General features: G+C 47.0%; 16 protein-coding genes. 12 read left to right on the top strand and 4 right to left on the bottom strand.

Annotation, left to right across the window (positions count from 1 at the left end; genetic code table 11):
- Positions 1-2 precede the first annotated feature (2 nt).
- Complete coding sequence (locus AC5JBY_RS32725; RefSeq protein ID WP_495908926.1) at positions 3-416, bottom strand: lipocalin-like domain-containing protein; 414 nt, start codon at positions 414-416, stop codon at positions 3-5.
- A gap of 136 nt (positions 417-552) precedes the next feature.
- Here AC5JBY_RS32725 and AC5JBY_RS32720 point away from each other — a divergent pair, with 136 nt between their 5' ends.
- The 4 genes from AC5JBY_RS32720 to AC5JBY_RS32705 are packed head-to-tail and all read left to right on the top strand — an operon-like array spanning position 553 to position 5,386.
- A complete protein-coding gene (locus AC5JBY_RS32720; protein WP_495908925.1) occupies positions 553-1,257 on the top strand; it encodes a LytR/AlgR family response regulator transcription factor in 705 nt (234 codons plus the stop codon).
- Between the two features lies 1 nt (position 1,258).
- Entirely contained in the window at positions 1,259-3,292 is a 2,034-nt protein-coding gene (locus AC5JBY_RS32715; RefSeq protein ID WP_495908924.1) for a tetratricopeptide repeat protein, read from the top strand.
- A gap of 51 nt (positions 3,293-3,343) precedes the next feature.
- The gene (locus AC5JBY_RS32710; protein WP_495908923.1) at positions 3,344-4,231 is read left to right on the top strand and encodes an SH3 domain-containing protein; all 888 of its coding nucleotides are present in this window, start codon (positions 3,344-3,346) and stop codon (positions 4,229-4,231) included.
- 18 nt (positions 4,232-4,249) lie between these two features.
- Positions 4,250-5,386, top strand: coding sequence for a serine hydrolase domain-containing protein (locus AC5JBY_RS32705; protein WP_495908922.1), 1,137 nt, complete (start codon positions 4,250-4,252; stop codon positions 5,384-5,386).
- Positions 5,387-5,393: 7 nt separating this feature from the next.
- Here the strand turns inward: AC5JBY_RS32705 and AC5JBY_RS32700 are convergent, their stop codons facing one another.
- Complete coding sequence (locus tag AC5JBY_RS32700; protein ID WP_495908921.1) at positions 5,394-7,559, bottom strand: S9 family peptidase; 2,166 nt, start codon at positions 7,557-7,559, stop codon at positions 5,394-5,396.
- A 119-nt stretch (positions 7,560-7,678) separates the two neighbouring features.
- Complete coding sequence (locus AC5JBY_RS32695; protein ID WP_495908920.1) at positions 7,679-8,494, bottom strand: SDR family oxidoreductase; 816 nt, start codon at positions 8,492-8,494, stop codon at positions 7,679-7,681.
- 16 nt (positions 8,495-8,510) lie between these two features.
- On the opposite strand from AC5JBY_RS32695, the gene AC5JBY_RS32690 reads away from it, so the two are divergent.
- Positions 8,511-8,942, top strand: a complete 432-nt coding sequence (locus AC5JBY_RS32690) for a winged helix-turn-helix transcriptional regulator (RefSeq protein ID WP_495908919.1) — start codon at positions 8,511-8,513, stop codon at positions 8,940-8,942.
- A gap of 117 nt (positions 8,943-9,059) precedes the next feature.
- Positions 9,060-11,417, top strand: coding sequence for a TonB-dependent receptor domain-containing protein (locus tag AC5JBY_RS32685; RefSeq protein ID WP_495908918.1), 2,358 nt, complete (start codon positions 9,060-9,062; stop codon positions 11,415-11,417).
- Between the two features lie 95 nt (positions 11,418-11,512).
- Here the strand turns inward: AC5JBY_RS32685 and AC5JBY_RS32680 are convergent, their stop codons facing one another.
- A complete protein-coding gene (locus AC5JBY_RS32680; protein ID WP_495908917.1) occupies positions 11,513-12,436 on the bottom strand; it encodes a hypothetical protein in 924 nt (307 codons plus the stop codon).
- Between the two features lie 253 nt (positions 12,437-12,689).
- Between AC5JBY_RS32680 and AC5JBY_RS32675 the strand changes: the two genes are divergently transcribed.
- From AC5JBY_RS32675 to AC5JBY_RS32650, 6 genes are all read left to right on the top strand, one after another.
- Positions 12,690-13,364: a methyltransferase domain-containing protein gene (locus AC5JBY_RS32675; protein ID WP_495908916.1), complete on the top strand. Its 675-nt coding sequence runs from the start codon at positions 12,690-12,692 to the stop codon at positions 13,362-13,364.
- Positions 13,365-13,519: 155 nt separating this feature from the next.
- The gene (locus AC5JBY_RS32670; protein WP_495908915.1) at positions 13,520-14,266 is read left to right on the top strand and encodes a PLDc N-terminal domain-containing protein; all 747 of its coding nucleotides are present in this window, start codon (positions 13,520-13,522) and stop codon (positions 14,264-14,266) included.
- Between the two features lie 80 nt (positions 14,267-14,346).
- Positions 14,347-15,609, top strand: a complete 1,263-nt coding sequence (locus AC5JBY_RS32665) for a PQQ-dependent sugar dehydrogenase (RefSeq protein ID WP_495908914.1) — start codon at positions 14,347-14,349, stop codon at positions 15,607-15,609.
- Positions 15,610-15,680: 71 nt separating this feature from the next.
- Positions 15,681-16,358: a GDSL-type esterase/lipase family protein gene (locus AC5JBY_RS32660; protein ID WP_495908913.1), complete on the top strand. Its 678-nt coding sequence runs from the start codon at positions 15,681-15,683 to the stop codon at positions 16,356-16,358.
- 86 nt (positions 16,359-16,444) lie between these two features.
- Positions 16,445-17,569, top strand: a complete 1,125-nt coding sequence (locus AC5JBY_RS32655) for a TIGR03118 family protein (protein WP_495908912.1) — start codon at positions 16,445-16,447, stop codon at positions 17,567-17,569.
- Positions 17,570-17,787: 218 nt separating this feature from the next.
- Positions 17,788-20,118, top strand: coding sequence for a phosphatidylglycerol lysyltransferase domain-containing protein (locus AC5JBY_RS32650; protein WP_495908911.1), 2,331 nt, complete (start codon positions 17,788-17,790; stop codon positions 20,116-20,118).
- Positions 20,119-20,123: the final 5 nt, after the last annotated feature.

The following is a 20,123-nucleotide window of genomic DNA, read 5'->3' as shown; positions in this document are numbered from 1 at the left end:
CACTATAGCCGCTCATAGGTAATGACGCCTTGCCCTTCCGTACCGGTCATGATCATCTTATTGCCTTTGAATGTTACTGTGTAGGATTGTCCTACTGCAAAGTTGGTGGCAGAGGTGGTGAATTTATTGCCTTCCAGTTTCCATTTGGTTTTGGACCATAGTTTCTCCTGTATCTTTTTATAGTTCTCATCGCAACCGCTGGCGGCAGCATTGAGCCGGAATATGCCGTCTGCCTTGATCTCCCATACTATTTTGGCTGCGCAGGGTCGTGTTTTTAACAACGCGGCATGGCTATCCATTTGTTGTCCTTCGTAGACGAAGGTGTGGGATACCTTTTTCCAGTTGCCAATGGGGCTTTGTGCCTGGCTATATTGGATGGACAGGATAGCTATGAAGCAAACGAGTATTGATTTCATGTGTATGGTTTGTTTGTGGTGTAAAGCTACTCGCCGTGGTTGCCCGGTTTATGGGCCAATCGCTGAACAACATTTGTAATAGATGAACGACGGTTTTGTTATATTTGACAACCATCATTTATAATTATACGCTTTGGTGACCAACTCATTACGCTGCATTGTTGTGGACGACGACGAGATCGACAGGCTGACTACGCTATCGATGGTAAAGCGGTATGAATGGTTGTCGGTAGCAGGTGTTTTTGATAGTGCTGAAGCTGCGCTGAGTAGTATAGCGGGGACGTTGCCTGATATCGCTTTCCTCGATGTGGATATGCCTGGTATGTCGGGGCTTGAGTTGCGCAGGCAGCTCACTGATATTCCTGCTTGTATTATTATTACCTCTTATCCTGAATATGCCGTGGAAAGTTTTGACGTGGCAGCGTTGGACTTTATGGTGAAGCCGCTACGGGCTGATCGTTTTGCGCTCATGATAGAGCGGTTGCAGGATTTCTTTGCCACGCGACAAAAGGCGCGTTTGCTGGATCATTCTCTTGGTGGTGATACCATTGTTATCAAAGATGGTCATGAACAGGTGAAGCTGGCTTTACATGAAATCTATTATCTCGAAGCGTTGAAGGATTATACGCGTATTGTTACTGCGAGCGGGAAACACACGGTACTTTCTTCGTTGGGCAATTTGTTGAAAGCGCCGGAGTTTGCCAGTTTTGTGCGTATCCATAAGAGTTATGCGGTGCAGAAGCATTTTGTGGAGCGGATGAAAGGACAGGCTGTTACGATAAAGGGTATAGAACTGCCGGTTGGCAGGGGGTATAAGGATAATCTGGCCCAATTAAAATAGTATGCGGAAAGTCATTTCTCTTTTCTTACTGCTTTCTTGTTTTAATCCTTCTGTGGAAGCGCAGAAGGAGGGGAGGGCATTGGTGGATTCGCTGGTGCTTTCGTTGCCTGCTGTGTCTAACGATACGTTGAAGGCCAGGTTGTACAACAGAATATTTAATGAGCTGACGGTGCTCGATGTAGTAGAGGCGCAAAAATATGCGCGCCTTGGGTTGGTGCATGCGCGGCAAATGAAATGGCCAAAGGGGATTGCTGTTTTTCAAAATAATTTAGGTCAGTCATTTAGTCATGCCGGTCAGTATGATTCGGCCATGTATTATTATGAGCTGGCGCAAGCTACTTATGTTCAGATAGGTGACCGCTACAACAGAGCGGCTACTTTTAACAATATGGGGGCGGCTGCTCAGAATATACGGGGGGATTATGTGACTGCTGCTCAATTTTATTTTAAGGGTTTGCAGGAGGCGGAAGCCTTACAGGATAGCACGTTGTTGTCGCTTACACTGGGCAATGTGTCGAAAATCTATAGTTTGCAGAAGAATTATCCTAAAGCGCTGGAGTTTGGCCGAAAGGCGCTGAAGATCCGGGAGCGCGCTGGTACGCCAGATGAGGTAGCCACTTCACTGGAGAGTTTGGGTAAAACGTATTATGCTTCGGGTGATACGACTGCTGCCAGGGATTGTTTTCAAAAGGCATTGGTGATTTATGAGGGTTCGGGCAATATGATGGGGCTTGCTTCTACGTGGTCGGGCCTTTCATTGGTATATGGACCTGATCTTCGACGAGTTTTAGAAGCGCGCATCAAGTCGAAGTCTTTGTGGGATGTTGTGAACCCGTTGCACACAGAAGCCATTACAAACACCGGAAATCTTGGACTTGCTTACCTCGATATTGTACGGTATGATACGTTGCATCGGGTGAAGTATGGTGATGTGATTCCGGATAATAAGGCGCTATTGCTACAGAAGGCTGCTGAGCATTTACAGACTGCCATCCAACTGGCCGGACAAACGGGCGATATGGACAGTAAGTCTTTCTTCACCGGCGCCCTGGCCGAAGTGCAAGAGTATACAGGTGACTATAAGCAGGCGTTTTATAATTACCGGTTGTTCAAGGATATGCAGGATTCTGTTTACTCGCAGGAAACCAAGAACAAGATTGCTGAAGCAGAAAGCCAGCGGGTGCTCGATCAAAAGAATGCTGAGCTGAAGATCAATCAACTGGCGCTGAGTAATCAGCGTAAAACCATGTGGGGGTTGGCTGCCGGTGTATTGTTGATGGGCGTTATCGGGGTGCTGTTGTACCGGCAAAGCAAGGAGCGGAAAAGGAATAATGAGTTATTAGTAGGTTTGAATCAGCAACTGGATAGTGCCAACCGGGTGAAGTCCCGCTTTTTTGCGATTCTTAGTCACGACCTGCGCGCACCGATAGCGCGACTCATCAGTTTTTTACACCTACGCAGGAATGAGCCAGCCCTGATGACTGCGGAGCAAGCCGCTGCACATGAAAAACAAATAACGACAGCTGCAGAGGGCTTATTGGAGAATATGGAAACGGTGTTGTTGTGGAGCAAAAGCCAGCTGGAACAATTGCAACCTCAGTTTGCTGATGTATCAACAGCGGAGTTATTCAAGTATTTGCAGGCGCAGTTCCTGTATGTGCAGGATGGCGTGTTGGGATTGGATATGACTAAGGACCTTACATTATATACAGATGAAAATTGTGTCCGCACTATTGTATACAATTTAACCAGTAATAGTTTGAAAGCGGTGGGGAACAAGCCTGATGCCCGCGTTTACTGGGAGGCTGGCGAACGGGATGGTCAATCGTTCTTGTCTGTTACCGATAACGGGGGAGGGCTGGACCCGAACCTGTTGCTGGATGATCAATACCGCGTTGCAGCGGCTGGTGATGTGCGGTCGGGCCTGGGATTGCTGATCGTGAAAGACCTTGCCAGGGCGATCGATTGTTCAGTAGTACTGGTGCCGGTTGAAGGTGGTTCCCGTATAGAGCTGATTTTTAGAAGAAAAGTGTGAGTGGATGCGCTACCTTTTATTGTTGTTGTAATTGTATTATTTTGTGCACTTATGAAAATACGTGTACTGTTTTTGTTGATAGTTATTAGTAATTTTTTGCATGCGCAGGAAGGGCCTAATTTCCCTGATATGCGTAGCTGGGCCATCAACAATGGCGATACTACTGATCGCTATATTTTTGCCGATACGGCATTTATTCGCAGTACGCCTGATACGAAGCTGGCTCCCACAGATACCTTGGTGGTGGGTGACAACATCACTGTTGTTGGTGTTACCTCTAATAGTCTTACGATACGTGGCATCAAAGCTCCCTGGTTGAAAATTATCTATCTCAAGAATGGTGAACAGCAGGAAGGTTATGTCTGGCTGGGGCTGGTAAGCTGTATGCCACTACGCCGGGGAGATGTCAAGTTTGTGTATGGTATCGAGCGTCGTGCTGATAGTATTGCTGTATCCAGCGGTAGAAGGGATACTATACGTCGATATCTTGTAAGACTGAAAATCGTACAAAATGGTAATGTGCTGGCAAAAGCAGCGGTGTTGACTCCTGATGATGAAAGTGCCGGTTATAGTGGCGGAAAACTCATGAGTGGCATGGGGCTTACCAATGTTCAGAACATCATCGTACTTACTTTCAGTGGTGAAGCCTGTGGTATTCCTACTTATGATTATTACCTGGCCTGGACGAAGAGCGGTCAACTGGTCCGCTTTCCCGATAAAGTCAACATTGGTGATGCGGATGTATTCTCTCATAGTGAAACTTTTATCTTTCCCAATGAAAAGAATGGTAAGCCAGATATGATCTTCTGGAAAATGGAGGTAGAAGAGGCGACCGACAAGGTGGATAAGGATGGTTTCAGTATCATGAAGGTTACCGACAAGAAAAGTGCTGTCTATGCCTGGGATGGGGTGAATGAAAGGTTAACTGCTTCCAACTAATTGCATCAATCTTTTACAATGATAAGAACTGCTTTCTCCTCTTTGTTTGTTGCACTTTTTATTACTGTTTTTTCCTGCTTTGGCCAGCAAGACAAAGCGGAAGCCTGTATCAAAGATCTGATGCAGCAGTCGAAGATGGTGGGGCTTACAGCAGCTGTGGTCAAGGACAATAAGATTGTATATACCCTTAATCTTGGCTACAAGAACCTTGAATCGCAGACGCCGCTTACGGATGACTGCATCTTCCGGATCGCCTCTATTTCCAAATCGTTTACAGCTACCTCTATTATGCAGTTGATAGAGGCTAAGAAATTGTCTCTAAAGGATGATGTGAGTAAACTGGTTGGTTTCAAGGTGAGGAATCCGCGGTTTCCTGATCAGGTGATCACACTCCGGATGATCTTATCGCATACGTCCAGCCTCAATGATAGTCAGGGCTATTTTAGTTTAGATGCCATCAATCCTGACAAGAATCCTAACTGGGAAAAGTGTTACAGTGATTATGCTCCCGGAGCTGGCTATAAGTATTGCAACCTGAATTTCAATATGGCTGGTACTATCCTGGAGCGGGTGTCGGGTGAGCGGTTTGACCAGTATGTGAAGCACCATATTCTCGACCCGCTGGGGTTGTATGGAGGTTATTGTGTGGACTCGCTGGACCAGTCCCGGTTTGCCACGCTTTATGAATACAATACCAGCCAGGAAAAGTTTGTTGCAGCTCCCGCTGCTTATGCTGCCCGCAGTGAGGAGATTTCGAACTACACGATGGGATATAGTACGCCCATTTTCTCTCCCACAGGCGGTATGAAGATCACTGCTGCCGATCTTGCGCGGTATATGACCATGCACATGAACATGGGTAAATATGAAGGCAAAAAGATCATCTCTAAAAAGAGTGCCCGCACGATGCAGTCTATAATCGCTAAAGAAGACGGTTATGGTCTGGCTATCGTAACTACCTCCACGCTCATTGCCGGCAAAGTAATGAAAGGGCATACCGGTTCTGCGTATGGATTATTCAGTACTATGTTTTTTCATCCCAAAGAAAAGTTTGGCATCGTGGTCATCACGAATGGCTACCACTCCAGCATTCCCGGAGGGTTAAAGCCAATCGTCAATTGTCTTTATGACAAGGTGATCGCAAAACAGCCTTGATTGTTGTTTACCTGCCACCGGGCGGGCAATATGTCTTCAGGAAGTTGGCCATCATCGTTCTGCGGTGTTGTTGGGTGCCTTCGCCTTCGGAGATGCCATGTTGACGGTTGGGGTAGGGCATGAATTGAAACTGACGGTTGTATTTGATCAACTCATTCAACAGTAACTCTTCACCTTGATAATGTACGTTGTGATCGCCGGTACCGTGCATGATGAGCAGGTTGCCCTGCAGGTTTTTAGCATAGGTGATCGCTGATCCTTTGATGTAATTTTCACGACTCTCAGGAAGTAGGCCGAGGTAACGTTCCTGGTAAGTGCTGTTGTATAGCAAATGCGATGGTACACCTGCTGAAGCCAACCCTACTTTGTAAATCTCCGGGTAACGGAAAAGCAGGTGCAGGGTGGTGGAGCCGCCACCGCTGGAGCCGTAGACTGCAATACGCTCACGGTCTATAAAGGGCCATTCGAGTATTTTTTTAGCAGCAGCTGCCTGATCATTGGGATTAATCCAACCCAGTTTGCCATAGATGGCTTTGCGCCAGGCTCTTCCTTTGGGTATCGGTGTACCGCGTCCTTCTACTGCCATGGTGATGTAACCGCTGTCTGCATTATAGAAAGCACCGCGGCCTCCTACGCCGGCTGCATCATTTACGGTAGCGCCTGCAGGTTCGGAATAAGTGGTGAACACTACGGGGAATTTCTTCTTCTCGTCAAAGTCAAGCGGCTTTACCATGTAGCCATCCATTTCAACGCCTTCATCGGTTTTGATGGTAAAGAAGGTTACCCGTGACGCCTGTGGATTGGGCTTCATGTTCTTTTCTATAGCTGTTGCCGGATCGAGTGGCGTATTGGCCGGCATCTGCAACCATTCAGAGGCTGGTAATATTTTGTAGCTGGAAAATGAATGCTGGGCCCATTTGCCGGAAGGGGAGAAAGTGTAGCGATGGGTGCCTTCCTGACTGGCGGGTGATACTTTTTCTGGTGTGCCTGAGCCATCGAGTTTAGCGCGATAAAGATAACGTTGTACGGCGCTGGTGGGTGATGCGCTGTAATAGACATAGCCATTTTTTTCGTCGATGCCGCTGATGGCCATTACGTCATGATCGCCTTTCGTGATCTCTGTTTGCTTGCCATCGATGCCAATACGATAGAGTTTGCGCCAGCCGCTTTTTTCACTGAACCATATGAAGGCCGCACCGTTGGCTATCCAATCGAAGGGACTGCCGCCACGGTTCCAGAATGATTTCACGTCTACCCAGGCTTCGTCTGTATCTGTAAAGAGGGTGTTTTTAGTATTGGTGGCAGGATTGCACAGGATCAGCTTGCTTTCGCTCTGCCGCCTGTTGAGTTGCTGGATCACCAGGTTGCGATTGTCGGGGTTCCAATCCATCTGTGTTATGTAGTATTGTTGTGGTTGACCTTCGAGGGTAACCCATGTTTTCTTTGCATCGGCGATGGTGACCACGCCAATCTTTGCTTCGGCAATGGGTTGACCGGGCTTTGTAAAAGCAATGGGTACAGGGCGGGGATATATGCTATCCGTATTGTTGATCATGTAGAAGGTGCCGAGTTTAGAAGCGTCCATCTGCCAGAAGGCGATGCGCTTGCTATCGGGGCTCCAGCGCAATCCGTTGGTGAGGAAAAGTTCTTCGCTGTACACATAGTCAAACCATCCATTCAGCTTCGTTTCGCTACCGTCAGTAGTAAGTTGTTTTGTTGTGAAAGCGGTCAGGTCTTCTACATATATATTATTGTTGTACACGAAGGCGAGGTAGCGGCTATCGGGTGAAAACTGCGCATTGAGCAGTTGTCCTTTGGGCAGCTGGGCGCCTGCGCGGGCCAGTTTTTTGGTGGCGAGGTCATAGACCCAGCAGGAGTAAAAGCTGTTGTGGTATTCACGCCGGCTGTCGGTAAAGAGGAGCAGTTTCTTTCCATCGGGTGAAAGGGTGAAGTTGCCGAACTGGAGGGCTGGCTGGCCGCTGCCGGGGTTGAGTTGTGCGATGCTCACCAGGGTTTGTTTGGTCATGGCAGGCAGGGTCACTCTTACGATATCTCCCTGTTCCCGGGTGAGGTAGGAGTCTTCTGAATCCCATTGTTGTTGCTGTGCCTGTGTGTCAGGGAGCCATAAAACGAATGCAGTCAATACAAGGAGGAGTGTGCGGAAGGTGCCCATAGCAGTCTCTTTTTAAGAGAACAAATATGGAGGAGAACCGGCCAATATGTTTATTGAATATTGGCCGGCCATGTGCAGATGTTGACTAATATAGGTAGCGCCGTCTATGTGCACGTTGCTTAACCGAATACCGTTGTCATTTTTTCCAGGTATTCCTCAATGGGCATGGAGCTACGCATGTTCATCAGGCTGTTGCCTGCCTGGCCAACGACCGTCCTGAATTTGTTGCTTTTTCGTGTGGCGAGGTCTGCTATTACCTCTACTACATCGTCGATGGTTTCGGTAATGTGGGCTTCGGCGTTATTCATGAGGTTTTTCAGCTTATCCAATTGCTCGTTATAAACCGTGATCTCCTCTTGTTGATTCCACCGTATGTTCTCCCGGAAATTATTACCGGTGTAGCCTCCCTGTTCTATCAATCGCAGGTCGATGTTCAGTGGCTTCAGTTCATAATATAGTCCTTCGGTAAGTCCTTCCAGGGCAAACTTCGACATGTTGTACAGGGAGCCCAGCGGTACTGCTGTAGTAATGCCCATAAATGAGCTTACATTGATGAACATGCCGCCGCCCATTTCCCGGAAGTGGGGGAGGAAGGCACGGATGATATTGATGGGACCTCTTGCGTTGACGGCAAACTGCCAATCGATGTCGGCTTCTTTGGCCAGTTCGAGCGGGCCGTAGGCGCCCATGCCGGCATTGTTTAGTACTACATCTATCTTTCCGAATGCGGCTATGGCGCCAGCTGTTGCTTCTTTTACCTGCTCCAGGTTGGTAACGTCCAGTTTAAACAGCTGTATGTTTTTGTATTGGGTTAGTTCTGTTTCCTTTTCCGGTGTGCGCATGGTTGCTGCTACATTCCATCCTTGTTCTGCAAAGTATCTGGCGCTGGCCTTTCCTAATCCGGAACTGGTTCCGGTAATAAAGATCGTCTTCATATTCTTTGATTTATTTGTGACAACAAAATTACCGGCCGATTGGTATAACTTTGTAACCAGTATAACGCGTGATACCAAAATGAAAGAAGTACAAGCGGTTTTATCCAACCCAAGGAGTCAGGCCGACGAAGTGAAGGCCCTTCAGGATACCATCTATGTGATCGGTGGTAAATGGCGATTGCCCATTATCAATTCCATCTGTAATGGCAACAGGCGTTTTCGTGATATAGAACGCAGCATTCCGGGCATTACTACCCGCATGTTGTCACGGGAGTTGAAGGAGATGGAATTGAATGGTTTGGTAAAGCGGGTAGAAGATCCTAACTCACCCATGAAGGTAGAATATATGTCTACTGAATATTGTAAATCATTCGGCGACATTATCCTGGAAATGATACGCTGGGGCAAGGAACACCGGCGTAAGATCATGAAGAGCCGGCAAAAATGATCCACTTTTTCCGCTTTGCGTAATGTTAATTTCCGTCTTGCAAATTGTTATTCCTCTTTTCGGCTGCAACTTGCGCGCTTTGATTAAAACAAGGTTAAAGGCTCAATTGTATTGATTATGAAAAAGTTGTATGCATTGTTGCTGGTATTGCTGGCTGGAATAGGGACTATTTGGGCAAATAATGGCCCCGAGGGTAATGGTGGTATTAAAGGAAAGATCACTGCGTCTGACAATACACCCGCCGATGGCGCCACCATCCGCCTGAAGGGTATTGGCCGGGAAGCTGTTTCCGAGGAAGATGGCACTTTCCTGCTCTCCAATATCAAACCCGGGGATTATGAACTGAGTGTTACGTTTATCGGGGCTGCTCCTTACAAGCAACAGGTTACTATCAAGCCAGATGCTGTTACGGAGGTTATTATTCAATTGACCAGCTCAGACAATGAGCTTCGTGAGATCACCATCACGGCTGGTTACAACAGGTTCAATAAAAAGGAAACGGACGATGTGGCACGCCTGCCGCTGAAGAATATCGAGAATCCACAGGTATATAGCATCGTGACCAAAGAGATCATGGCCGAGCAGGTGGTGACTGATTATAACAGTGTTTTCAAAAATGTTCCCGGTGCCGGTGTTCCTGTGGTGTATAACCAGGGAAGAAGTGCTATGCTTTCCCGCGGTTTCACTACTGCCAATCTTATCCGTAATAGTATTTCCGGATTTGTGTATACGAATATCGATCCTGCCAATCTTGAAGTGCTGCAAGCGATCAAGGGACCTTCGGGTACTCTGTTCAACAGCAGCCAGATATCTTTTGGTGGATTGTTTAACCGTGTTACCAAGAAACCACATGAGGTAAAGAAAGTGGAGTTGAGTTATTCCGGTGGCAGCTACAGTCTTAATCGCCTGACGTTTGATGTGAATAGCCCATTGAACAAGGAGAAGACCATGCTGATGCGTATCAATGGCGCTTTGCATACAGAGCAAAGTTTTCAGGATGCCGGTTTCACCCGCAGTGTGATGATAGCTCCCAGCTTTATGTACAAGGCCACTGAGAAGCTGACATTCCTATTGGATATCGAAGCGTCGGCTTTCAATGCTACTTCGCCTATCCGCTTTGCGCCTGCAAGAACGGGTAAAGTGAGGGATATTGAAGCGCTGGGCATGAATTATAAAAAGTCATTCACCAATAATTCACTGGATTATGCGACCAACCAGGTGAACTTTTTTGGCCAGGTCAATTATGAGCTTTCACCGGGCTGGAAGCTGCAAACGAATTTTACCCGCACTTATTCGGCCACCAAAGGTTATGTGACGCAGTTGATCGGTCGTAGTGACAGTACGCTGCAACAGAGTGTGCAAAAGGAGGACTTCCCTTATAATGGTACAGAAATACAACAGAACATCATTGGTGATTTCACCATTGCCGGTTTGCGGAATCGCCTCGTAGCAGGGTTGGATTTTTATAATCAACGTAGCGATAGGAATACGCCAACTGTTGCTTTCCCGGCTATCAATTTCAAAAAGCCTGGTTTTGCTTATTCCAATTTCAATGCAGATAAAGTGGATTCTGCTGCTGCACGTGCTCCTTACTCCAGCTGGGCTATTTACAGAACGAACCAGTTTACTTATAGTGCTTATGCTTCCGATGTGCTTAACATCACGCCTCAATTGAATGTGATGATGAGCTTGCGCATTGATCGTTATGAAGACAGGGGCACTTATTACCCTGTTGTGGATTCTGTTGGCGGTGCTTATGCTCAAACAGCGCTTTCACCTAAGTTTGGTATCGTATACGAAGTGTTGCCAAAGCAACTGTCTCTTTTTGGTAATTATATGAACGGCTTTAGTAATGAAGGAGGACAAAACTTCGAGGGTACTGCTTTCGAGCCACAAAATGCCAATCAGTGGGAAGCAGGGTTGAAAGTAGACCTGTTTGGTCACCGGTTGACCAGTACGATCAGCTATTACAATATCGAAGTGACGAATATGAAGCGGGATGATCTGGCCCATCCCGGTTTCAGTATTCAGGATGGCACGCAGGTGAGCAAGGGTATCGAGGCTGAAGTAATTGCCAATCCTTTTGGTGGATTGAACATTGTAGCTGGCTACACTTATAATGACAGTAAGATGGCGCGTTCCAATAAAAACGTAGAAGGATTGCGGCCGGCTACTGCAGGTCCTGAGCACATGGCCAACTTGTGGTTGAGCTATCGTTTTACCCAGGGGGCTATCCGCGGATTGGGATTTGGTGTAGGGGGTAATTACGGCAGTTCTGCTTTCCAGACAAACGATACTGCTTTTAAATTTACCATTCCTTCTTATACTGTGCTGGATGCTACCTTGTACTATGACCGTAAATCATACCGAATCGGTGTAAAGGTGGATAACCTTACCAACGAAAAGTACTGGTCATTCCGCCTGGCGCCACAAATGCCTACGCGGGTTGTCGCTAATATTACTTTCAGATTTTAAGCATAAAGAAGTTTAGGTAAAAAAAAGAATGGCCGCCCGAAATCCGGGCGGCCATTCTTTTTTTACTTAGTTGTATAAGACCAATATGGCTTGCTTTAACGGGCAGGTTTCAATACCCACTTGTCGGTTGTGTCATCGATACCATCTCCGTTGCTGTCCCAGGCTTCGGTAACCTTCAGGCTGGTGGCCGTCAGTTCGGTGATCTGTATATCGTTGTTTTCTTCGTCAAAAGGTTCGTTGTCCCATGCGTATACAAACTTGTCTGCCTGTTTAGAATGCCACTTCCAGTTGGCCATGCTGGCATTTTTCAATTTCTTGCCGGAGAATATTTGTACGAGGTAAGTTCCATTGTTACTGATAAGGAAGGAAACGCTATCAATGATGTAGGAAACTTCCTGACCGTTCCCGTCGATCTCCCATTCTTCAGAGCCGATCATGTCAGCGCCACTTTCTTCCTTAGTAATATACCAGGGGCCTTTGGTGAGTAGTGTGGTACGGTCATCTACCGGGATGGCAGCCGCTTTGTTAGTTGCGATAGTGATCGTTTTGCTGGTAGCAGAATAGAATAATTTGAAATCCATTTTACCATTGTTGATGGTAATGCCCGTGAGGTAACCAATGCCGCTAAGGACGATGGAATCTCCTGATTTGGCTTCAAACTTACCTGTATATACTTGTTGATTTTCGTCGTAAATGATATACGAGCTATCGCTGGTAAATTCAATAAAGCCGGGCACATCTCCGGTAACTCCTGTGGTGCCTGCAGTGCCATTGGTTTCTACCTGTTGGGGTAATGCACGCCCCATCAATGATCTTTGGGATTTCCTGCCCTCGCTGCTGATGGCCTTTCTGCCTAATTCAATGTCGGTATTAAACAGCCATTTGCCCTGCACGTCTTTTTGCAGTTTTTGTGCTTCTTCTTTAGTCGTGTCGGGTGGCGTCACAGGATCATCATCATTCTTCGAGCAAGAGAATAGCAAAGTCATTCCTGCCAGCAGGAAAAGTGGGATCTTTTTCATGGTTTAGTTTATTATGAATATTGGGTGAACAGTGGTGAAATTGATAAGACCAGGTGATGTTGCCCGGGTGGGCAGAGAAAATAAACAGGTGTAAGAACAGGTTGTTCTCAAAGGGTATTGGTTTGTTGCAGCGCTAAAGTAATATAGTGTCTTCATACTTGCAAGGGTATTGGCCAGGATACCCAATACCGGGAGTTGGGTATGGGTTATGAATGTTTAAACATATTATATTTGACCCTTAATTCCATTTCTGATGTCAATACTTCTTAAAACGTTTAAATGGATAGGCGTGCTCTCGCTATTTTTTATCGGGAAGTGCAGAGGTCTTTTTGTGCCGGGTAAGTTTGGTATCAGAAAAGGCTACCGTTACCGGAAAAAAGAGATCCATTGGGATGACACACCCTATAAAGACGAATACCAGAAAGAAGTATATGAATTGGCCCGCATCTATCTGGATAGATATGGTTACAAAGAAGTATTGGATGTAGGTTGCGGTTCGGGCTTTAAACTGCTACAGTATTTTTCTGACTGCAATACTATCGGAATGGAGGTGAGTACTACGTACGATTTTCTCCGGCAACAATATCCCAACCGTAACTGGATCAATGTTACTCATCCCGAGCAATTGCCTTCCCGCACCGATATTATTATTTGTGCTGACGTCATTGAACACGTTACCAATCCCGATGGCTTGCTGAAAATGATTGATAAGATTGATTTCGAATACCTTTTCCTGAGTACGCCCGAAAGAATTATGGCGAGGGGATGGTATGATTTTGGACCGCCGCAAAATGTTTGTCATATCCGGGAATGGAGTGCAAAAGAATTTAAACAGTATGTGGAAGGGTTCTTTACTGTTATTTCCCACCAGATTACCCACGTTGAGGATGCCACGCAGCTATTGATCTGTAGGAAGAAAGCTCGCTAATGAACAATATATGGATACTGCAGTTATTTGTATTTCGTTGATTATAATTATTTAAGATGGATTTCCTGACCGGAGGGTCGATAGTGAAAAAGTAATTTTCATTAACTGGGCAGGGTTTATATTTTTGAGGCCGCAACTCTAACCGTAATTCGTCTATGCTCCCTTTTTTTAGTAACAATTTTTATTACATCACTGTTGCCCTGCAGGTCATTTGCGTTATCCATTGCATTCGCAGGGGCACTAAAATGCAATGGATATGGCTGATCGTATTTGTTCCGGTGGTGGGAAGTCTTGCCTATATTTTTATCGAAATGTTTTCCGGTCGTGAAATAAGGCAGGTGCAATCGGGCATCGGTTCTTTGATCAACCCGGCAGGGAGCATCCGTAAACTGGAAGAAAATCTGCGTTTTTCCGATACGTTCAACAACCGGATGGCGTTGGCGAATGCTTATCTTGGTACAGGACAAACGGATAGAGCGGTAGAGTTGTATGAAAGTTGTTATACCGGTGCTTTCATGGAGAATGAAGATCTGCTGAAGCAGCTCATTGTTGCTTACTCTATGCAACAGCGATATAAGGATGTGTTGCCTATGGCGCAAAAGTTGTACAAGACACCCCAGTTTGCACGTTCTCAGGCCCATCTGCTGTACGCTATAGCGCTGGAACATACGGGCAATCCTGCACAAGCGGAAAAGGAATTTAAGATCATGAATGTGCGGTATTCATATTTTGAACCGCGTTACCAATATGGCCTGTTCCTGCAAAGAGCCGGTCGGCATCAGGAGGCAAGGGATGTTTTTGCCGGAATAGTCGATGAGTCTTCTCACCTCAGTGCGCGTGAGCGCAGCCACAACCGTGAGTGGTTTGCCAAAGCCAAAGAAGAGCTGCGGCAATCGCGCTAAAATGAACATTTTACCTTCCGGGCGCAACATTTGCTGTAAACCAGTTTAAATAAGTACTTTCATAAAAAAACTGGTTGAATATGTACAAGATCGCGTCTAGGTTTCTCTATGTTTCTCTCCTTGCTATTGCCTGTAATAATAGTGACACCAACAAGAATGCTACTGTGTCCAAAGAAGCAGCACCCAGCGATGGAGCTGCTGCTGCAGATACTACCGGCCAGCCTGTTGAAACAAAGTCGCCCAACTCAAGTTATAAACCTGCTTTTGCCGGGCAAACCCGCATAGCTGGTGTAGCTACCAAGACTCCATATGAAGCTACTGTGCTTTCTACAGAGCTCGACAAGCCCTGGGGCATTGTACAATTGCCTGATGGCCGGTTCCTAATCACACAAAAAAGCGGCAAGTTCCGGATCGCCAGCGGTTATGGAAAGCTGAGTGAGCCGATCACTGGTTTACCGGAAGTGAACCCGCGCGGTCAGGGTGGTTTGTTGGGCTTGCGGATCGACCCTGCATTCGACAAGAACAGAATGATTTACTGGGTATTTTCCGAGAGCGTACAGGGTGGAACGCATACCAGTGTGGCCAAAGGAAAATTATCAGCCGACGAAAAGAAGATCGAAAACGCTAAAGTTATTTATCGTGCTACGCCTGCCTATGACGGCACGCTGCACTATGGTGGCAGGATATTGATCGATAAGCAAGGTAACCTCGTTATAAGCACTGGCGAACGTTCTGACCTCGCCACAAGGCCACAGGCCCAGTGGCTGAATTCAGGGCTTGGCAAAGTGATTCGCATCACCACGGATGGAAAGCCTGCGAGTGGCAATCCTTTCGTTGGCAAGGGCGACGCAAGGCCCGAGCTTTATTCTTATGGCCATCGTAACGTACAGGGTTTGGCCTGGCATCCGCAAACCGGCGATCTGTGGGAGTGCGAGTTTGGCCCACGCGGTGGTGATGAGTTGAACCGTATTCAACCCGGCAAAAACTATGGCTGGCCTATTATTACTTATGGTATTGAATACAGCGGTGAGCAAGTGCCTGGCGGTACTACGCAGAAGGAAGGCATGGAGCAACCTGTTTACTATTGGGACCCTGTAGTATCACCCAGTGGTATGGTTTTCTATGATGGCGATGCGATCCCAGAATGGAAGAATAACTTATTCATTGCTGCTTTGAATACACCGCATCTTTTAAGGCTCGTGATCGAGAACAACAAAGTAGTTGGCGAAGAAAGATTGCTGGTGAAGGAGCGTGAGCGCTTCCGCGATGTGACTGTTGGAAAAGACGGCGCCCTGTATGCGGTAACCGATGGCGGAAAGCTGTACAAGGTGGCTAAGAAGTAATAAGACTTAATATGTCCTACATAATGTGCCTATTTTTATTACCTTGCTGGTCTTAAAAATAGGCACGTTATATGAAAAACATGGTTATGGCTGCCCTGCTGGGGGGCTTTGCATTTCAGTTTGCCCAGGCACAACAATCTGCTGCTACTGCTAATCCCGATTATCGTCCCGGCGCTTATGCCGTAAAGACCGCACAGTTCAGGAGTTATCCCAATTCTACAAAAGACATTATTTTCCTTGGCAACAGTATTACTGCCGGTACCGATTGGGCCGAGCTGCTGGGCAATCCCAACTGCCGCAACCGTGGTATCTCCGGTGATATTACTTATGGTATCCTGGCCCGGCTGGATGAAGTGACAGAAGGCAAGCCTGCCAAAGTTTTCCTGTTGATAGGCATCAACGATATCCAGCACAATACGCCCGATAGTATCATCATCTCCAATTATCGGAAGATCGTGCAAACGATCAGGTCGGCCTCTCCCAAAACAAAGGTCTATGTGCAAACCCTGCTGCCGACCAATAACACGTTTACCCAGTTCAAGAACCACTATAATAAGGATGAGCATATTGCTGCCGTGAACGAAGGTATCAGGAAGATAGCCGCCGAAGAGAAGGCTACCTGCATCGAGCTGAACAAGCCTTTTCAGGATGCGGAGGGCAAACTGAATAAGGAACTTACGATAGATGGCCTGCACCTGAATGCCGAAGGATATAAGCGCTGGGCAGGTATATTGAAGCCTTATCTCTGATGATGGAATTATAAAAAATTATCACACACACAACCTCAGCACTTTTGCATACGTAGCATAGGGTACACCAATTAAAATTGCGCCATATGCAAAAGATTACCAACCTACGTGGTAGTTCAGGCTACCCGTTTGCCTATCTGTTTTGTGCAGCCCTGCTGCTGTTTGCAGGCTGTAAGAAGATTGACGAGATCAAGCAATTAAAAAACTTCATGCAGGTGAACCTGGTTGCCAATGAGCAATCGTATAACCCTGCACATGTTGATCCTACCTTGCTCAATGCATGGGGCATCGCTTTTAGCGCTACCGGCACTCCCTGGGTCAACTCGCAGGGTGGGCACGTGAGTGAAGTGTACGACAGAGAAGGTGTCATCGTACGGCCTCCTGTCAACATTCCATCGCCCGGCGGCGCTACCGGTGGCAATCCTACCGGTGTTGTATTTTATGGAGGCACTACTGATTTTGTGTTGGCAAACGGACAATCGGCCCGGTTCATTTTTGTGGGTGTGGATGGTATTCTGAGTGCATGGAATGGTGCCGCGGGTGGTACTGCGTTGCTGCTTAAAAATAATGTAGCTACTTCGGCTTATACCGGGTTAGCTATTGCTGCCGCGGATGGAAGCAATTATTTGTATGCCGCGGATTTCAGGGCGCGTAAGATCGCCGTGTGGGATAAGAATTTTGCAGTAGTGAATATGCCTTTCAGTGACCCCGGTATTCCATCGGGCTATGCGCCTTTCAATATTCAGGCAGTGGGTGAGTGGTTGTATGTGCTGTATGCCAAGGTAGGGCCTGACGGTAGGTCTGCAGCGGGACGTGGCCAGGGATATGTTAGCATTTTTACCACAAAGGGCAACCTCGTAAAAAGATTTGCTACGAAAGGTGCTTTGAATGCACCCTGGGGGGTAGCACAGGCGCCGGCATCTTTCTTTGCCGATATGGAAGATGAAGAAGGGCAGAAGATGAAAGGAGCTACAGAAAACAGAAGCGCCATATTGATCGGTAATTTCGGAGATGGTTATATCAATGCTTATACAGATGATGGACAGTATATCGGTGTGCTCCGTTCAAAAGGCAGACCCATTGTAATAGATGGATTGTGGGCTATTACTTTCCCGCCGTCTACTTCTACCATCGATCCTAACAGGTTGTATTTCGCTGCAGGTCCTGATCATGAAATGGACGGCCTGTTTGGTTATATTAAGAAGGAGTAAGTTGTTTATCCTCCTGCCTATGTGTTAAGAAAAATGAGGTCGTTATGGCCTCATTTTTCTTTTACAGCTCTGCGAGGCTTGCAGCCTCGTAGTTCTATTTCAGGGCCTTTGGCCCTCGTATCTTCCTGCCTGTCCACCGACTGGATTTGCCGGTTCAACGACCGGCGTTGTGGCAGCCTCTTACCTCATAGTAGCTTTAGGGTGTAATAACCTTGACAATGGCCTCACACCTCCAAAGCAAACTCAGCACCTTCCTGCGCCGTGTCCCTAAAAAGGAACTGCTGGCAGTCCTCATGCTCGTATTGGCAATTATATTTTTCCGCAGCGAAAGGAGAGAACTAAGGACCATTATTCCACATCTTCACAAGGCCGATCCGGGGTGGATAGCAGCCGGGCTGGCGGTTACTGCCATTTATATCCTATTCCAGGCAGGTATCTACCGGCAAAGCTTTAGGGCCATTGGCCTTCACTTTTCCTGGATGAATGCCATATTACTTTTCCTGAAAAGGAACTTTATCAGTGTGTTCCTGCCGGCGGGTAGCATCAGTGCGATGGCCTATACACCTTCACAGATCAGGAAGGCAGGATTTTCCAAAACACAGGTATTCCAGGCCAGCGGCTTATTTGGGTTTGCCGGTTTGCTCACCGTGATTTTAGTTGGGTTGCCGGTGGTGGCTGTTACAGCTTTTAGCTTGCAACGTGGGCAAACAGGTTACGCCATAGCAGGATTGGGAGTGTTGGTATTGTTATTGGGAACACTATTGGTATTAACGCGCTCATTCAGCCGCAAAGGAAAATTGTACCACTGGTTCACTAAGAAGTTTCCTTCGGCAACTCCATTTATCGATGACCTATTTTCCGCCAACGTACATAAGCGGCCTTATGCAGGTGCTATCTTGTTTTCGATAGGCGTAGAGTTGTGTGGCATACTGCACATTTATATTGCTATGCTGGCAGTTGGTATGCCGCCTTCGTTGATGGCAGCTGCGGCGGCCTATATCGCTGCGGTGTTGATGATGATTGTTTCCCCATTCTTAAAAGGCTTAGGCGCCGTGGAAATATCCATGGTATATGTGATGCACCAACTGGGGTATCTTTTGAGTCCGGTATTGGCCATGATGGTGTTGTTCAGGGTATTCGAATTTTGGTTGCCCTTGCTGGTTGGCCTGGCCGCCTTTGCCTGGAAGGGTAGGAAGATCTTCTTCCGCGTAGCGCCGGCACTCTTTACATTATTGCTGGGCATGGTAAACATTGCTTCAGCAGTCATTCCGCCTATACGCTTTCGCATGCACGTGCTGCGCGAATACCTGCCGGTGGAAGCCATGCATGCTTCTAATTGGGTAGTGTTGGCCATTGGCCTTGGGTTGGTGCTTACTGCAGCTTTCTTACTGCGTGGAGTTCGTACCGCCTGGCTGGTAGCCATTGCCTTTTCTGTTATCTCCCTGGTAGGACATCTCACCAAAGCATTGGATTATGAAGAGGCCATCATAGCAGGCATTACACTCATTATATTGCTCACCACCGGCAACGAGTACCGTAGCAAGGTTATGGGACCGTTGCTTAAAAAACTCACTACTAATGATACGTTCCGTCAACGCGCGCATTTCTTACTTAATCAATACGGTGATTCTGCGCTGGATTATTTCAAAGTATACAAGGATAAACTCTATTTCTTTTCTGCCCGGCATCAGGGATTTATCGCCTACCGCATTGCCGGTAGCTTTGCCGTGGTGCTGGGAGAACCGGTTTGCGCGGAAGAATACAAAGCTGATATACTACAGGAGTTTGACCGGCAGTGCAGGCGCATGGGATTGAAGACAGCCTTTTATCGGGTAAATGAAGAAGGAATCCCGTATTTCAGGACATTGAAGATGAAGAGACTGATGATCGGGCAGGAGGGAATCATCGATGTAGAGAAGTTTAGCCTCGAAGGCAGGGATAAGAAGTCACTGCGTAATGGATTGAACAGTTTGCAAAAGAAAGGATATACAGTAGCAGTACATCATGCACCACATTCCCCGGAATTTATACAGCAGTTGAAAGCTGTGTCGGACGAATGGTTGCAAAACTTCACCCGCGAGGAAATGATCTTTGCACAAGGAATGTTCGATGAACGGGAGCTGATCCAGCAGGATGTGATCACAGTAGAGGATGGAGAGAAAAAGATCGTTGCTTTTATGAACGTCATTCCCTCTTATGCAGAAGATGAATGTACCTACGATCTTATCCGCAAGACCCACGATGCTCCGGCTGCCGTTGCAGATGCATTGATGATACAATTGATTGGCTACGCACGCGATCACCACAAGATGTTTATCAATCTTGGCATGGTGCCCCTGACAGGCATTACTCAACCCGATAACCCCGCAGAACAATTATTAAAGACACTTACCCCTGCCATGAAACGGTTCAGGCAGTTCCATGGCCTGCGTGAGTTCAAAGAAAAGTATGCCACCTTCTGGGAAAACAAGTACCTGGTATACGGACACGATTTCGATTTATTACAATTGCCTGCTGCGCTTAAAAAGGTAATGCGGCCGGTATATTAAACAAT

The organism is Paraflavitalea sp. (assembly GCF_059502485.1).
This window is presented reverse-complemented; position numbering and strand designations above follow the sequence as displayed.

Excerpts from the sequence above, each read along its gene's own strand:
- AC5JBY_RS32705 (WP_495908922.1), top strand. The coding sequence starts at position 4,250 with ATGATAAGAACTGCTTTCTCCTCTTTGTTTGTTGCACTTTTTATTACT.
- AC5JBY_RS32655 (WP_495908912.1), top strand. The coding sequence starts at position 16,445 with ATGCAAAAGATTACCAACCTACGTGGTAGTTCAGGCTACCCGTTTGCC.
- AC5JBY_RS32725 (WP_495908926.1), bottom strand. The coding sequence starts at position 416 with ATGAAATCAATACTCGTTTGCTTCATAGCTATCCTGTCCATCCAATAT.
- AC5JBY_RS32680 (WP_495908917.1), bottom strand. The coding sequence starts at position 12,436 with ATGAAAAAGATCCCACTTTTCCTGCTGGCAGGAATGACTTTGCTATTC.
- AC5JBY_RS32660 (WP_495908913.1), top strand. The coding sequence starts at position 15,681 with ATGAAAAACATGGTTATGGCTGCCCTGCTGGGGGGCTTTGCATTTCAG.
- AC5JBY_RS32650 (WP_495908911.1), top strand. The coding sequence starts at position 17,788 with ATGGCCTCACACCTCCAAAGCAAACTCAGCACCTTCCTGCGCCGTGTC.
- AC5JBY_RS32675 (WP_495908916.1), top strand. The coding sequence starts at position 12,690 with ATGTCAATACTTCTTAAAACGTTTAAATGGATAGGCGTGCTCTCGCTA.
- AC5JBY_RS32695 (WP_495908920.1), bottom strand. The coding sequence starts at position 8,494 with ATGAAGACGATCTTTATTACCGGAACCAGTTCCGGATTAGGAAAGGCC.
- AC5JBY_RS32700 (WP_495908921.1), bottom strand. The coding sequence starts at position 7,559 with ATGGGCACCTTCCGCACACTCCTCCTTGTATTGACTGCATTCGTTTTA.
- AC5JBY_RS32665 (WP_495908914.1), top strand. The coding sequence starts at position 14,347 with ATGTACAAGATCGCGTCTAGGTTTCTCTATGTTTCTCTCCTTGCTATT.
- AC5JBY_RS32710 (WP_495908923.1), top strand. The coding sequence starts at position 3,344 with ATGAAAATACGTGTACTGTTTTTGTTGATAGTTATTAGTAATTTTTTG.
- AC5JBY_RS32715 (WP_495908924.1), top strand. The coding sequence starts at position 1,259 with ATGCGGAAAGTCATTTCTCTTTTCTTACTGCTTTCTTGTTTTAATCCT.
- AC5JBY_RS32685 (WP_495908918.1), top strand. The coding sequence starts at position 9,060 with ATGAAAAAGTTGTATGCATTGTTGCTGGTATTGCTGGCTGGAATAGGG.
- AC5JBY_RS32670 (WP_495908915.1), top strand. The coding sequence starts at position 13,520 with ATGCTCCCTTTTTTTAGTAACAATTTTTATTACATCACTGTTGCCCTG.